This is a genomic window from Bradyrhizobium oligotrophicum (genome assembly GCF_051168495.1).
GTDB classification, from domain to species: Bacteria; Pseudomonadota; Alphaproteobacteria; order Rhizobiales; family Xanthobacteraceae; genus Bradyrhizobium; species Bradyrhizobium oligotrophicum_A.
Window position 1 is genome coordinate 73,474 of sequence record NZ_JBNPVB010000014.1, and the last position, 13,843, is coordinate 87,316.

The 13,843-nt window shown below is 63.4% G+C and carries 13 protein-coding genes; 8 read left to right on the forward strand and 5 right to left on the reverse strand.

Annotation, left to right across the window (positions count from 1 at the left end):
• Positions 1-24 precede the first annotated feature (24 nt).
• Positions 25-2,163 carry a glucans biosynthesis glucosyltransferase MdoH gene (mdoH, locus tag ACQR1B_RS24450; RefSeq protein ID WP_434836403.1) on the reverse strand — a complete coding sequence of 713 codons (2,139 nt, stop codon included), beginning with the start codon at positions 2,161-2,163 and terminating at the stop codon, positions 25-27.
• A complete protein-coding gene (locus ACQR1B_RS24455; protein ID WP_434836402.1) occupies positions 2,151-3,599 on the reverse strand; it encodes a glucan biosynthesis protein G in 1,449 nt (482 codons plus the stop codon). The genes mdoH and ACQR1B_RS24455 overlap by 13 nt, the downstream gene beginning before the upstream one ends.
• A gap of 188 nt (positions 3,600-3,787) precedes the next feature.
• Here ACQR1B_RS24455 and ACQR1B_RS24460 point away from each other — a divergent pair, with 188 nt between their 5' ends.
• The 3 genes from ACQR1B_RS24460 (at position 3,788) to ACQR1B_RS24470 (ending at position 5,048) form a co-directional block, all read left to right on the forward strand.
• Positions 3,788-4,114, forward strand: a complete 327-nt coding sequence (locus ACQR1B_RS24460; protein WP_434836401.1) for a hypothetical protein — start codon at positions 3,788-3,790, stop codon at positions 4,112-4,114.
• A gap of 200 nt (positions 4,115-4,314) precedes the next feature.
• On the forward strand, positions 4,315-4,566 hold the full coding sequence (locus ACQR1B_RS24465) for a type II toxin-antitoxin system prevent-host-death family antitoxin (RefSeq protein ID WP_434836400.1): 252 nt from the start codon (positions 4,315-4,317) through the stop codon (positions 4,564-4,566).
• 140 nt (positions 4,567-4,706) lie between these two features.
• On the forward strand, positions 4,707-5,048 hold the full coding sequence (locus ACQR1B_RS24470) for a hypothetical protein (RefSeq protein WP_434836399.1): 342 nt from the start codon (positions 4,707-4,709) through the stop codon (positions 5,046-5,048).
• On the opposite strand, the gene ACQR1B_RS24475 is transcribed toward ACQR1B_RS24470, so the two are convergent.
• A complete protein-coding gene (locus ACQR1B_RS24475) occupies positions 5,033-5,647 on the reverse strand; it encodes a LysR family transcriptional regulator (RefSeq protein WP_434836465.1) in 615 nt (204 codons plus the stop codon). The two genes, ACQR1B_RS24470 and ACQR1B_RS24475, sit on opposite strands and share 16 nt — an antisense overlap.
• Before the next feature lie 175 nt (positions 5,648-5,822).
• Between ACQR1B_RS24475 and ACQR1B_RS24480 the strand changes: the two genes are divergently transcribed.
• Positions 5,823-6,566, forward strand: a complete 744-nt coding sequence (locus ACQR1B_RS24480) for an L-2-amino-thiazoline-4-carboxylic acid hydrolase (protein ID WP_434836398.1) — start codon at positions 5,823-5,825, stop codon at positions 6,564-6,566.
• 5 nt (positions 6,567-6,571) lie between these two features.
• Here ACQR1B_RS24480 and ACQR1B_RS24485 read toward each other — a convergent pair whose 3' ends face one another.
• A complete protein-coding gene (locus ACQR1B_RS24485; protein WP_434836397.1) occupies positions 6,572-7,189 on the reverse strand; it encodes a TetR family transcriptional regulator in 618 nt (205 codons plus the stop codon).
• A 128-nt stretch (positions 7,190-7,317) separates the two neighbouring features.
• Here ACQR1B_RS24485 and ACQR1B_RS24490 point away from each other — a divergent pair, with 128 nt between their 5' ends.
• Complete coding sequence (locus tag ACQR1B_RS24490; protein WP_434836396.1) at positions 7,318-7,803, forward strand: DUF1772 domain-containing protein; 486 nt, start codon at positions 7,318-7,320, stop codon at positions 7,801-7,803.
• 650 nt (positions 7,804-8,453) lie between these two features.
• On the forward strand, positions 8,454-10,397 hold the full coding sequence (locus ACQR1B_RS24495; protein ID WP_434836395.1) for a caspase family protein: 1,944 nt from the start codon (positions 8,454-8,456) through the stop codon (positions 10,395-10,397).
• An 804-nt stretch (positions 10,398-11,201) separates the two neighbouring features.
• Here ACQR1B_RS24495 and ACQR1B_RS24500 read toward each other — a convergent pair.
• Positions 11,202-12,647, reverse strand: a complete 1,446-nt coding sequence (locus tag ACQR1B_RS24500; protein ID WP_434836394.1) for a helix-turn-helix domain-containing protein — start codon at positions 12,645-12,647, stop codon at positions 11,202-11,204.
• A 183-nt stretch (positions 12,648-12,830) separates the two neighbouring features.
• Here ACQR1B_RS24500 and ACQR1B_RS24505 point away from each other — a divergent pair, with 183 nt between their 5' ends.
• Both ACQR1B_RS24505 and ACQR1B_RS24510 read left to right on the forward strand, forming a co-directional pair.
• Positions 12,831-13,037, forward strand: coding sequence for a DUF4170 domain-containing protein (locus ACQR1B_RS24505; RefSeq protein WP_006612464.1), 207 nt, complete (start codon positions 12,831-12,833; stop codon positions 13,035-13,037).
• Positions 13,038-13,287: 250 nt separating this feature from the next.
• Positions 13,288-13,839, forward strand: coding sequence for a hypothetical protein (locus ACQR1B_RS24510; protein ID WP_434836393.1), 552 nt, complete (start codon positions 13,288-13,290; stop codon positions 13,837-13,839).
• Positions 13,840-13,843 lie beyond the last annotated feature (4 nt).

Below are 13,843 nucleotides of genomic sequence, written 5' to 3' on the forward strand. Positions count from 1 at the left end.
GCATCTGACCAAATAGGCAGCGGCTCAAGCCTGCCCGGCCGGCATGGCCACGAGGCGTTCGAGCGTCGCGCGGTCGTTCAGCACCGCGAGCGTCTCGCGCCGGGAGAGGAAGCGAATCGCCTGCGCGAAGCTGGTCGCGTCCGCGATCCTCGCTTTTGCCGTGGCGAGCTCGACGTTGATGTCGCCGGGATCGCGGCGCTGCGGCGCGGGCAGGGCATCGACGTGCTGGCGGCGCAGCTCGGCGTTGCGCTGCAGCTCGGCCAGCGCCGCTTCGCGGCGGGGCGGGGTCGCAGTCGCCAGCTCCCTCGCCCGGATCAGCACCGGCGGCGGCATCCGGTCCTCCGGCGTGGTGAACAGGCGCGCGCCGGTCCTGCGGCCGCCCGTGAGCAGGCCGATCGGGATCGACAGCACGAGGCCTGCGATGACCGGAGACATCCAGGCGAGCAGCGGGACGGAGACCGCATAGGCGCTCGCTGCCATGATCAGGCCGCACAATGTCGGTAGCGCGAACTTGCGGTAGACTTCCTGCCGGCTCACGCCGCCGTCGCTGCGGCGCTGCACCTGCCAGCCGGCATCACGGCCGAGCAGGATCTCGATCACCGCGACCGACTGGAAGACCATCATCGACGGCGCGATCAGCGCCGCGAGCAGCGTCTCCGCCAGCACGGCGACGCAGAGGCGCAATCCGCCGCCGAAGCCGCGGCGCCGGGTGCGCGTGAACAGCGTGACCAGGCAGGCGAGCAGTTTCGGCACCATCAGCAGGCCGAGCGTCGCGGCAAAGACCTGCGCGGCGAGCACCGGGTCCTGCGCCGGCCAAGTCGGAAACAGCGCGAAGCCCTTCGGGAAGTATTCGGGCCGGACGAAGTTGGCCTGCAGCGAAATCAGGATGCCGAGCACGAGGAAGGCGAACCACAACGGCGCGGTGACATAGGCGCCGATGCCGATCAGGAGATGCAGCCGCGACACCCAGTGCAGGCCGCGCGCCGGCAGCACGGCGAGATGCTGCAGATTGCCCTGGCACCAGCGGCGGTCGCGCGCGGCATGATCGATCAGCGACGGCGGCACCTCCTCGAAGCTGCCGTCGAGATCGACCGTCATGTAGATCCCCCAGCCGGCGCGGCGCATCAACGCGGCCTCGATGAAGTCGTGGCTGAGGATATGTCCGCCGAACGGCTTGCGCCCGGGGAGTTCGGGCAGCGCCGCGTCCTGCGCGAAGGCCGCGACCCGGATGATCGCATTGTGGCCCCAGTAGTTGCCTTCGGCGCCGTACCACCAGGCATTGCCGGCCGCGATCATCGGGCCGTAGAGCCGGCTCGCGAACTGCTGCAGCCGCGCGAACAGGCTGGTGCCGTTGACGATCACGGGCAGCGTCTGGATCAGCGCCGCCTGCGGCGCGTGATCCATCGCATGGGCCAGCCGCACCACGGTCGCGCCGCTCATCAGGCTGTCGGCATCGAGAATGATCATATGGTCGTAGGCCGCGCCGAAGCGCTGCACCCAGTCGGCGATGTTGCCGGACTTGCGGGCGACATTGTCGGCGCGGTGCCGGTAGTAGACACGGGCGCTGCCGCAGGATTGGCGCAGCGCGAGAAACGCAGCCTCCTCGCCGATCCACACGTCGGGATCGGTGGTGTCGCTGAGCAGAAACCAGTCGAAACGCTCGGCCTGCCCCGTCTCGGCCACGGACTCGATCATGGCCCGCAGCCGCACCATCACCGCGTCCGGATCCTCATTGTAGGTCGGCAGCAGCATGGCCGTGCGGCTGGACAAGGAAGGCAGGGGGCCCTCGATGTCGATCGCGATCGTATCGCGCCGCCGTCCGAGCAGGGCGCCGAAGCCGGCCAGCGCACAGACGAAGGCGAAGGCGATCCATGCCAGCAGGACCGAGAACAGCACCAGCACCATGCCTTCCAGCACGGTCACGCCGCCGACCTCGACCACTTCGTACATCTTGGTGCAGCCCGCCAGCGTCAGCGCCGCGGTGCCGGCGAAAATGAGCGCGCGCCTGACTGCGATGCGGCCGCCGCTCGTGATCGCAAGCCTGTCGGGCGCGGCATGATGGAGCGGCGACGGCACCATTGCGAGCGGCGCCTCGGCCGGCAGAAAGCTCGCACCGGCGGCGTCATAGGTCGGGCGCGGCTGCGTTGCGGTCATGGCGTCCATCGATAGACCCAGGTCTCCGACACGATCTTGTCGTTCGCGACCAGCTCGGCCCTGAGCTCAAGGGGAGCGTCACCGACCGCGCATTGGAAGCTCAGCCGCCATCCCTGCGTTTCCGGGTTCGGCTGCGTGACGATGTTCGTCACGTCGGATTTCGCCGCGCTGACCACACCCTTCACGGCGTTCGGATCGAGGCCCTTCAAGACGTCGCCTTCGAGCTCGAGCACGAACAGCCGGCCCTCGCCGCGGGCGGCAACGCCAGTGCGGGTGAAGCGCGCCAGCGTATTCGGCTTCGGCACGTCGGGGCCCCAATGCAGGCGATAGGTCATGTTGTGCTCGCCCTTGGCCGCGAGCGGCGTCTTCGGCCGCCAGAAGGCGGCGATGTTGTCGTGGATCTCCTGGTTGGTCGGGATCTCGAACAGCACCACGGCGCCTTCGCCCCAATCGCCGATCGGCTCGATCCACAGGCTCGGCCGCCGTTCGAAATGCGACTCCAGATCCTGGTAGGCGGCGAAGGTCCGCTCCCGCTGCATCAGGCCGAAGCCGTGCGGGTTGAGGTCGTTGAACACGCTGACCTGCAGGTCGCGCGGATTGCTCAGGGGACGCCAGAGCTGCTCGCCCTTGCCGTTGAACATCGCAAGCCCGCCGGAATCGTGGACCGCAGGCCGGAAGTCGTCGACATCCTTGCGATCGTTCGGCCCGAAGAAGAACATGCTGGTCATCGGCGCCAGCCCGGCATGGGCGATCTCGACGCGCGGATACAGCGAGGCCTCGACGTCGAACACGGTGGTCTCGCCGGGACGGATCGTGAAGCGGTAGGAGCCCGTGGCGCTCTTGCTGTCGAGCAGCGCATGCACCACCATCGCCGAGGCGCCGGGCGTCGGCTTCTCCAGCCAGAACGCCTTGAAGACGGGAAACTCCTCGCCCTTCGTTTCCCCGGTGTCGATCGACAGCCCGCGTGCCGACAGGCCGTAGATCTCGCCCTTGGCGACGGCGCGGAAGTAGCTTGCGCCGAGGAAAACGCAGACCTCGTCATAGTAGTCGGGCCGGTTGATCGGCGCGTGGATCCGAAAACCCGCAAAGCCGAGATCGGCCGCCGGCTGGGCCTGGACTTGCGGACCAAACGAGAAGTCCTCGGGACGATAGGCCACGGGCTTGGCCTGTCCGTCGGACACCTCGTAGATGTCGACGCGGTCCTTGTAGATCGAGCCGCGATGGAAGAACTGCGCCTGGAACGGCAGGTTTTCGCCGCGCCACAACGCATGGTCCGGCAGGAACCGGATCGCGCGATAGGCGTCGTAGTCGAGCTTGGCCAGCGCGTCCGGCAACTGGCTGTCCGGCGCCGCATACGGCTTGGCGGCCAGATTGCGCGCGAGATCGCGCACTTGGGCTGCATTGAACGGCTGTGTCGCGGGCGCCGCGGCCGCGCTCCGCACCATCGACGCTGCGACCGGTAACGCAGCCGCAGATTGAATGAACTGACGACGGTTCAACTTGTACTCGCTTTGTTTGCATGGAACGCCGGAGCAACCGTTTTGGCGGCATCGGGTTCCATTTCATTTGATATGCGGCGGAGAGCATGCGAGTGACGCCATGAACGGCGTCTGAGTGACGGCAGCCAGTGGGAATGCTCGTAGCGTCGCAGCAGAATGCCGTCACCGTCCATTCGATGTGGCTGCCCGCGCAGGACTCGATGGGTGAAGTCGGACTGGAAGTGCAGTTCGCCAAAGATTCCGGCGCGAGGGAAAGTACTGCCGGATGGTCGTCAAGTGCGGTTCTCGGACAGCCACGACCGCTCAGCATGACGCTCACGGCCCGCAGGGCCATCGCAATCGCGGCGTGGAGCTTCGGACCGAAGTGGTTCGATCTCTGCCAGCGCCAGGAGATTCAGGTCTCGGCACCGTTGGGCGTGATGCTCGTGGTCAATCGGCAGGTTCGGCTTCGAGATCGCTGACCCGAACTTTGAGACGCCCGGTTGCGGGCACGGGCAGACGTTGGAGGCCCGAGAGCTTCTGTGCGACCGCCGCGCGGTCATCCCGACGAACGCAGTGATCCATGATCATAACAGGAGCCTAGAACTGCTCGCCGGGCCTTCCTCGGGGATTGCAGTAGATACAGCATTGATGTATTTTCCATCATTGATGGAGGTGTGCCATGACGGAATTCTCGACCAGCGACCTGTCGCGAAAATCAGGGGACATCATTGCGGAGGCCCTGCGCAGACCTGTGACCATCACCCAACGCAACAAGCCGCGGCTCGTCATTCTCAGCATTGAAGACTATCGCGAGCTCGTCGCCAGGGCGGAGACACGCAGTGTCGGCCGTATCGAGACCATGCCGGACGAATTGTTCGATGAGGTCCAGCAGGCCGTTGCCGCATACGAGGAGGAGCATGAGGATCGGTGAGCTTCGAACTGCTTCGCACCGGCTGCGTGATCCGCTTTCCCTAGCTGTGGGCGCGCGAATCCGATCGAGGTGAGACCGAGGGGCGCAAGCCTCGTCCCGTCGCCGTCGGCGTGAGACTTGCCAGACCGAAGGGCAACGACGTGCTGCTCCTGTTTCCCATCACCAGCCAGCCCCCGCATGCCGGGCGCTTCGCGGTGGAAATTCCAGCGACTGAGAAACGACGGGCCGGACTCGACATCGCCTTGCGGCTCTGGATCGTCCTTGACGAATACAATCAGGACGTCGTTGGAAAGTCCTTCTATCTTGAACCGGAGGAGCCGCTGGGCCGGCTCAGCAGAGTTTTCTTTCTGCCGGTCATGAAGGAATTCATCGCGTACCGTGCCCGCGCGCGGAGTGAACCGCCGGGACTGATCCCAGGGGCTCGCATGCGCGGCTCTTGCCCGATGCGATCTCTCCCTCGGGCGCTTCAGCCCGCATGCTGAAGGCGGTGGTTGGCGAGCGGGGCCTCGGCCGATCGTGCGCGTAGCCATTCCCGGAAGACGACCACCTCGGGACAATCTGCAGTCCCTTCCGGCGCCATCAGCCAGTCGCCCAACCCGGTGTCTCCATGAATCCGGTCGCAGCGATAGCCCGGATGATGACCAACACCGCGGGCGATCAGCAGGTCGATCTTGCCTTCGACCAATTCGTGCAGACCGGCGGGATGCAGCACGCGCAAGCCGATGTCCGTATGTGCGGAACGAAACTGCGCCAGGTCGAGGCGGCGCAGGTCGAAGCTGCCGGAAACTCCCACCTGCAGCAGGACGGCCCCTTGCGGCTTCAATTCCGAGGTTGCGTCCGCAATGCGGCGAAAGCCGTCGGACACTCCGGGGAGATAGGCCTGACCGGCCGGGGTGAGGATGAGCTGCTTGTGCAGCCGCTCGAACAGCCGGACGCCGAGGCGCTCCTCCAGCGCCTTGACCTGTTGCCCCACCGCCGCGGGCGTCACGTGCAGCTCATGCGCGGCCAGCTTGAAGCTGAGATGTCGCGCGGCCGCTTCGAAGGCGCGCAGCGCGTTGAGGGGCGGAAGCGTGTAGGTCATCGCGTCGTAGTTTGACACCGATCGGCGCCGGCCTTGCAATAGATTTTCTATCGCTTGGCCAAAGGAGATCTGCTTTGCGCGGCGCTGGCGGCCCCGGCTACGCTCGGCTCGTCAGATCCATCCCGTGCCCCCTGCAGACCCGATCTCGCGAGGGTGACTTTGAGAGAGCCTGCCAATGGCCGTGACCATCCATCCCTTCTACGCGGCGCATCGTGATGCACTGGACGCGGCCATGCGCCAGCGCCTCGACCTTGCCGAGCCGATGGTGTGCGCGCGAACGCATCTCGCCGACATCGCTGCCATCCGGCGGGAGATGCTGGACGAATTCGAGATCGTGCTCACCCAGATGCCGTATGTCGGCGGCGCGGCGAGCCGCATGACCGAGTTCTTCATGCGCCTGACGGGCTTCATGGCCATCAGCCGCGTGCTCCATCGCCATGGTGTGCCGCCGTCCATCATCGGCGACATCGAGCGGGAAACCTACAAGGCGCAATTGCTTACGGTGCCCGAGGAAGAGCGACTCGACTCGGGACGCCACTTCATGTCGGTGGAGAACCAGCAGCTCTTGCGGGAGCAGGCCGCAACAAGTGCGACGGAAACCCACCAGAAGGAGTTTCCGGAGGACTTCGTCTATGATTTCGTGGAGCCTAGCCCAGGTGACCATTTCGACTTCGGCATCGACTACAAGGCCTGCGGCTTCTGCAAATTCGCGGCCCGCCACGGCGATCGAGAGATCCTGCCGAACATCTGCGGGCTCGACTTCGACGCCTATGCGACGCGAGGTATCCATCTCGAAAGGACACAGACGCTGGCCGGCGGTGCGACGCATTGCAATTTCAGGTTCTCACGATTGCAGCCGGATGAGCACGATGGGCCTGCGCGCTTTGCCGCGGCGTCTCGAACCCGGAAGCGGCGCTGATATCGTCAAGGTTCGATGGTCCCGGGCAGGAGCCGCTTGAAGCGGGCGAGGACCCGGCGGGCCTCCTTCGGCGTCAGCGTCACGGCGTGACGAACGGCGGCCGCGATCAGCACCAGGTTGAGCCGGCAGAATTCGCCCAGCACCTTCTCGGACAGATGCGGCGCCAGTGCCCGCAGGGCATGCGTGAGCAAGGCCGTCAGAACGGCGAAGTCGTCCTCGTCGAGCGCCTGGAGCGCGCGATCCGCCTGGGTCGCATGCCAGATGTCGCGCACGACCGGTTCGTCGATGAAGAACTGATAGTAGCTGTCGGTGATGTGGCCGAGAACCGCCTGCAGGTCGTCCGGCGTGTGCAGGCGCTGCAACTCCTTGACGACGCACTCCCGCCCGATCGCGTTGTAGCGTTCGGCCAGCGTGCCGATGATCGCGGTCTTGTCGGGAAAATACTGATAGAGCGAGCCGAACGCGATCCCGGTGCGCTCGACGATGTCGCTCATCCGGAAGGCGTCGCTGCCCTTCTCGGCCATGATTTCGATGGCACAGGCGAGGATTTGCTCGAAGCGCGCACGGCTCCGCTGCTGGCTCGGAACCAGCCGCGCAATCCTCTCGCCTTGCGTCGCCGGCATATTGACTTCACCGCGGCCCGCCTTTCGCCCTGCCATGCTGCCCCCAAGATCACGCTTGACGGCCACAATACGAGAGATTATCGCTTTTGAAAATACGATAATTTCTCGTATTATTGCGAGGCAAGGCGATGCGCCATCTGCTCGTTTCCGGCCTGCTCTGGTTCTCCGCCGTCGGCTGCGGCCTGATGGCGGGCGTCTATTTCGCCTTTTCGACCTTCGTCATGGCCTCGCTGGCGCGCGTCTCGCCGGCGGCAGGCATCGCTGCGATGAATGCGATCAATGTCGAGATCGTGAGGTCGCTGTTCATCCCGCTCTTCATGGGTACGACCCTTGCGGCCGCGGTGCTGGCGCTGCTCGCGCTCTTCAGCTGGAGCGAGCCGGGCTCGGCTGCGCTTCTCGCCGCCGGCATTGTATACGTCGCCGGCATGTTCGCCGTCACGATGTCCTTCAACGTTCCGCTTAACGATGCGCTCGCGGCGGTCGACCCGGTGAGCCGAGAGGGCGTCGCGCTCTGGACGAATTATCAGCGTGACTGGAGCTTCTGGAATCACGTTCGGACGCTCGCGTCACTTGGCGCGGCGTTGTTTTTCACGATGGCGATAGCGGCGGGGTGAAGCCGTCGTGGTCAACGTGCGAGCTGCCTGACATCCATCGATTCTACCACACTCAACGCAGGGCCTTGCAGTTGGTCTTGCGCGAGCGCCTCGATCTCGACGGTCCGACGTGGGGTATTCTGCCGAGCATCTGCGGATTGGACTTCGTAGCCTGCGCGACGCGGCGTCCATCTGGAACGGACACAGGCCTTGGCTGCCTGCGCGAGTCGCTGCAAATCCGCTTCTCGCGGTTGCCTCTCGATTAAAAGGACCAACCCATAAGTGTATCGCTGCTTCTGAATGATGCAATGTCAGATTGCGTCCTTATTCCTATTCCCTTTCAAATTTTCTGTGCAATGATACGCCAGAGAAATTTTGACGCGGCGCGTTTGATCGAGGCCGTCATGCTAAGGGGCATGCGACGTACTTATCGTGGAAACTGAAGCGTATAGAGATAATTATGAGGACGATTCTCCCAATAGGCCTGCTTCTGCTGGCAGTTGTTTTATTTTACGTATATTACGATACCAGGTTACCACCTGGAGTTCAGGCCAAGGGTGGTGATGACTGGATCAGCATCGCATCACTTGTTACCTCGGTCGTTTCTATGATCGGAGGTGTAGTGTCGGCTATCTATCAGGTGCTCCAACATCGCAAGGGGTAGTGGTCCCATGCTTCGGGTAGCGCTTGCGCTTTCTATTATTGCTCTAACCTGCAATCTGTCTTCTGCCGGCACAGATGAAACTTATGTACGCCCAGCAGGACTGCCGTCCTGGTCCGATATCTATAAGAACTTCTTCGGGACCAGCGAGTTTGGGAAAAGTTACGCGATCGTCATAGGGGTGGGAGATTACGATATCTGGCCTAAGCTCGATGCTCCTGCATCGGACGCTCTTCGGATGCGCGATTTTCTGCGTGATGAAGCTGGCTTCGACTACATTGTGACTTTGACCGATGAGCGCGCATCTCGAGCTAGAATCGAGACCTTGTTGGAAAAGACGCTTCCGAAGCTAGTCGGTGTAAATGATCGATTTCTTTTGTACTTTTCTGGTCATGGAGAAACTAGAAAGCTCGCGGGTAACTCTAAGCGAGGGTATCTCATCCTGAAGCCCGCTGGGAAGGAGGACTGGGATGAAATGTTGGACATGCCGCGAGTCATGCAGTGGGCTGAGAACGTCGGCCAATCGCGCCATAGCCTCTTTATTCTCGATGCATGCTTCAGCGGTCTCGCGGCCGTACAAGCAAAAGGAACCGTCCGAGATCAAACCATCAGTCGTCTCTCTCAACCCGCGCATCAATTGGTGACGGCAGGCGTGGAGGACGAGGAAAGCTTTGCGAGTCAAGGCGAAAGTCTATTTACGAAGGCGTTCCTTGAGGCGGCCCGTGGTACGCGAAGGCCAGCTCCTGATGGTGTTGCCTCTGTCAGTGAGATCATGCTCGATGTGGGGCGGTCGATCGATGAATATCGGTCGATGACCGGGCTAAAGCCACGGATGTCTCCTCGGCAATATCTTCTCAGTGTGCGGAATAACGCGGGTGAATTCTTTTTCCTACAGAAGGAACGTCTAGAGAAGAGGGATACTCGTGCGGGTCTGCCTCGAAAAACTGACGATCCGGCGCCCAAGGGATGGGATGGGCAGGCCAGTTCACCTGAACGTAAGCCGCCCGGAAACGATAGCGCGCGCATTCCAAGTCGGGTGACGCTCGATCGCGATACCGTGTTGTTTGATCCATCGACCGGCAAACCCCTGCTGTGGTTTTCTCGCGCCAGCCTCGACTATGAGTTCTTCGACGGTCCTGGCTTCCATCCCCGCACCGGCGAGAAGCTTCTTCCGTTCGGCAGTGACGAAGCCAAGAAGTTCGAAAAGCAAAACGCTGAGCGAGCAGAAGCGATCCGTAAAGAAAAGGAGCAACTCGAAAAGTCGCGAGCGGAACGCGAGGCGCGCGATGCTGCTGCCAGAGAGGTGCTTGCTAAGAAGCAGGAAGAGGAGCGCAAGTCCAGGGAGGTGGAGGCGGCCCGCGCGTCAGAGGCCGGCCAGCGGTGCGACGAACTGGCGGCCAATCCGAACGACAAGAACAAGGCCGGTGTCGGTGTTTCGTTCGCGGTTCTCAAGTCGCAGGCGTCCGGGGCGGTCAAGACCTGCGAAATTGCAACAAAGCAGGCCCCTGGCGAACTACGCTTCAAATATCAACTCGCCCGTGCGCTGCAGTTTTCGGATAGGCCGCGTGCATTCGCGCTGTTCCAAGAGCTGGTTTCAAGACGGTACCCCGCTTCATACGACAATTTGGGCTGGATGCATCTGACCGACAAAAATAACCCTGCGCAGGCCGTGTCAATGTTTCGGTCGGGCGTGCAGGCAGGCGATGTCGACTCCATGGTTAGCTTGGCTGAAATGATCGACCGCGGACAGGCCTCGCCCGCCAACCCGTCGGAAACCAAGATGGAGCTTTGTCGACGGGCATCAGAACTCGGACATCTCGGTGCAGCCCAATGCTATCAGGCGGAAGTCGCCAAACTGGAGCAGGCAGAGAAAGACCGCGTACAGAAGCTTGAGCAGCAGAAAGTGATGATGGAGGTCATCGGCACCGTATTGCAGACAGTAACGAAGAGATAGTTGCCGCCGAGAGCTTAAACCGCATTGAAAACGGAGCATTCGCCAATTGCAAGCGCTGTCTGCTACGGGTCTATGACCGATGGAGTTTCTCTCATCAGTCGTAGGCACGGCCTCCTGCAGCGCGTCGAAAGCATTTTGACATGCGCGTGAAGTCTATTTGTGCCCGCTCAATCAACGAGATGGGCTCTGTCCAGATGGCGCCGGAAAAATATTCCGCTTGGCGCGTCGGGCAAATCATTCGCATCTTTTCGCCTGTCCCGCCTCGATCTGAGGGGCGTATCGCGGTCGTCACGAACGTGGGGTGCGGGATGCGATGGGCGTGTCGGGCTGCAGCGCGAGCGATCGTGCGGACGAACAGCTCGGTGCGCACGGTCAAGCCGTGTGGTCCTGGCCTCCCGATGCTGAGGTCAAGTCAGTGCCGACGATGGCGCGGATGACAGGGGCAAGACAGCCGGTCCCTGGGGAGAGCACGGAGTACGCCGTAAAGCCATCGCGCAGGGAGGGCCGGGATGTCCCAGCCGAACCTGTGGTTCCTACCCCGTGCATTTTTCCGCACGGGGGCCATGGGGGCGGCGAGCTCCCGGTCTTCCCTGCGCTCTCTGTGTGAGAGAGGGCGATCTATCAGCAGAACTCGGGCGCGAGACGTGCCGCGAGAGGCGACGCCATGTCTCTCCGCGTCATTGCGAGCGCAAGCGAAGCAATCCAGAGTCCCGCACGCGACTCTGGATTGCTTCGGCGCAAGGGCGTCTCGCAATGACGTGGAGAGAGGGGTGCCTCGGAATGACGGAGGAGGGAGCGTTGGCCCTACAACTCCCGCGCATTGCTGAACGCGAACGAGCTCACGCGCCGCGTGGTCTCGTCCAGAATCAAAGTCCGCGTGATCGGCGGCTCGGCGCGCTGGGCGCAGTTTTCGCGCTCACAGAGCCGGCAGTTGACGCCGATCGGCGTGCCCTCGGTCTTCTCCAGATCCATGCCGGCGGCATAGACGAGGCGCGAGGCGTGGCGGATCTCGCAGCCGAGGCCGATGGCGAAGCGCGGCTGCGGCAGCGGATGCGGCGCGACCGGCCGGCGCACCATCTGCGCGATCGAGAAATAGCGCGAGCCGTCGGGCAGCTCGATGATCTGCTTCAACAGCCGGTCGGGCGTATCGAAAGTCGAGTGCACGTTCCACAGCGGACAGGTGCCGCCGAATTTCGAGAACGGAAAGGTGCCGGAGGAGAAGCGCTTGGAGACGTTGCCGGCATTGTCGACGCGCAGCATGAAGAACGGAATGCCGCGGGCGTTGGGTCGCGACAGCGTGGTGAGGCGATGGCAGATCTGCTCGAAGCCGGTGTTGAAGCGCTGCGCCAGCACGTTGATGTCATAGTTCAGCGCTTCCGCTGCGGCGAGGAACGGTGCGTAGGGCATCATCACCGCTGCGGCGAAATAGCTCGCCAAGGTGATGCGATAGAGCCGGCGCGAGGTGTCGTCGAGCGCGCCGGCGCGCCCGATGATGATCTCGAACTGCGGATGGCACTCGGTCATGCCGAGCTGGACCGCGAGCTGGAAGGTGCGGCCGGGCCCGTCGACGAGCTCGGAGATCAGCAGCTGGCGGCGATGGCGGTCGTAGCGGCGCAGGGTCTCGCGCATGACGTCGACCGGCATGACGCGGGTCTGCACCGAATGTTTTTCGCGCAGCCGCGCGGCGAGCGCCGCGTACAGCCCTTCGGCCGGCACGTCGAGCGCATCGCGCAAGGCTTCGGCCTGCTGTTCGAGCTCGGCGAAGTAGTTGCGGTTGGCCTCGATCAGGTCGCGGACCCGCTCGATCGGATTGGCCTCGAAGTGCGCGCCGGCGTTGCGATCGGCCATCTGCGCCGCCACCAGCGTCTCGCCGCGGCGGGCCTCGGCGTAGGCGGCGTACAGCCGCTGCAGCGCGTGGGTGACGCCGGGGCAGAGCTCGGCGAGGTCGCGCAGCTCCTGCTTCGGCAGCTCGATCTGGCGGAACAGTGGATCCGAGAAGATCTCGTTGAGCTCGGCGAAGAAGCGGTCCTCGTCGGCGGTGGCGAGGTCGCGCAGATCGAGGTCGTAGGTCTCCGCCAGCCGCAGCAGGATCTGGGCAGAGACCGGGCGCTGGTTGCGCTCGATCAGGTTGACGTAGCTCGGCGAGATGCCGAGGCCTTCGGCGAGCTGAGTCTGCGACAGTCCGAGCTGCTGGCGGATGCGCCGGAAGCGCGGGCCGACGAACAGCTTCTTTCCGGATTCGCCTGGCATGCGAGCCCCTCTCGGCCGGTTCGTGACAAAATTTACAAAATGACATTCGTGACAAGTGAAGATGTTACATGACATCACCATTCAAAAACAAGGTCTCTATACGAAGCGGTTGGTTTCGCGTTTATCTCCGGTCACGCAATTCGCAATGCACTGTCACAGTTGTGACGGGTACAGGAGGGTCTCATGACCAGCAATTTCTGGGTGATCGGCGGCGAGTTCGGCTCGATGAATTTCCACAAGCTGGTGGAAGGCTCGGCCCAGGTGAAGGGTCCGTTCAAGTCGCGCAAGGAAGCCGAGGATTGCTGGCGCGAGGTCTCCGAGGAGAACCGCCACAAGGCCGGCGTGCGGTTCTCGATCGTCGAGGAGCCGCAGCGCGCGCCGGCGGCCTGATCGCAGCGACGGGATGCATTGCCGGGTATTCGAATAAGCTCAAGGAAGAGCCCAAGGACGGGGCGGTCTCAGCCGGGTCACACCGGAGGGGGCCGCCCACGTCCATTTTGGCGTGCCGTGCAGCCGGGTGGTTACACCAGCGTGCTTATAACCCATTGAAGATGAAAGGGGTTTGCGGAATACTAGGTTACTGCTAGGTTAATGGGAGAAAACCTGGCGAAACCAGGGCCGAACCGTGAAAGCGTGAGCGATGTCCGAGGCGCCCGACAGCAGCACCGAATCCCGTCCCGTGCGCCTGCGCGAGGCGCTGCGTCAGGCCCGGATCGAGGCGGCGGACCGAACCGGCGTGGTGGTCGATCTGCGCGACGCCGAGGTGGCGCGGCTCGAGATCCTCAGTGATGCGCTGGATCCGCTGTTCAACGAAATTCCCAACCACATCGACCTGTTCGATCGCGGCATCAGCCAGGGCGAGACGCCGCGGCTGTGGATCGACGTCGTCGCCCATGTCGTGATGGGGCGCGACAAGCGGCAATATCGCTTCGTGCAGGATACACGCAATGGTCGCATCGTGCTCGCCGAGTCGCACGACCTCGGCGCGATCGTGAAGGCCGTGACCGATTACGTCGCGCGCCGCATGGTCGAGCGCGAGCGCGCCTTCAGCGTGGCGCGGGCCGAGGTGCAGGCCGCCGGCGAGGCGCCGCGGCGCGGGCGGTTCTGGCCGTTCGTGCTCGGCTTCGTGCTCGGCGCGCTGTCGCTGTTCGGCATCGCGCTCTACGAGAGCCTGAAGCCGATCTCGTTCTGACGGC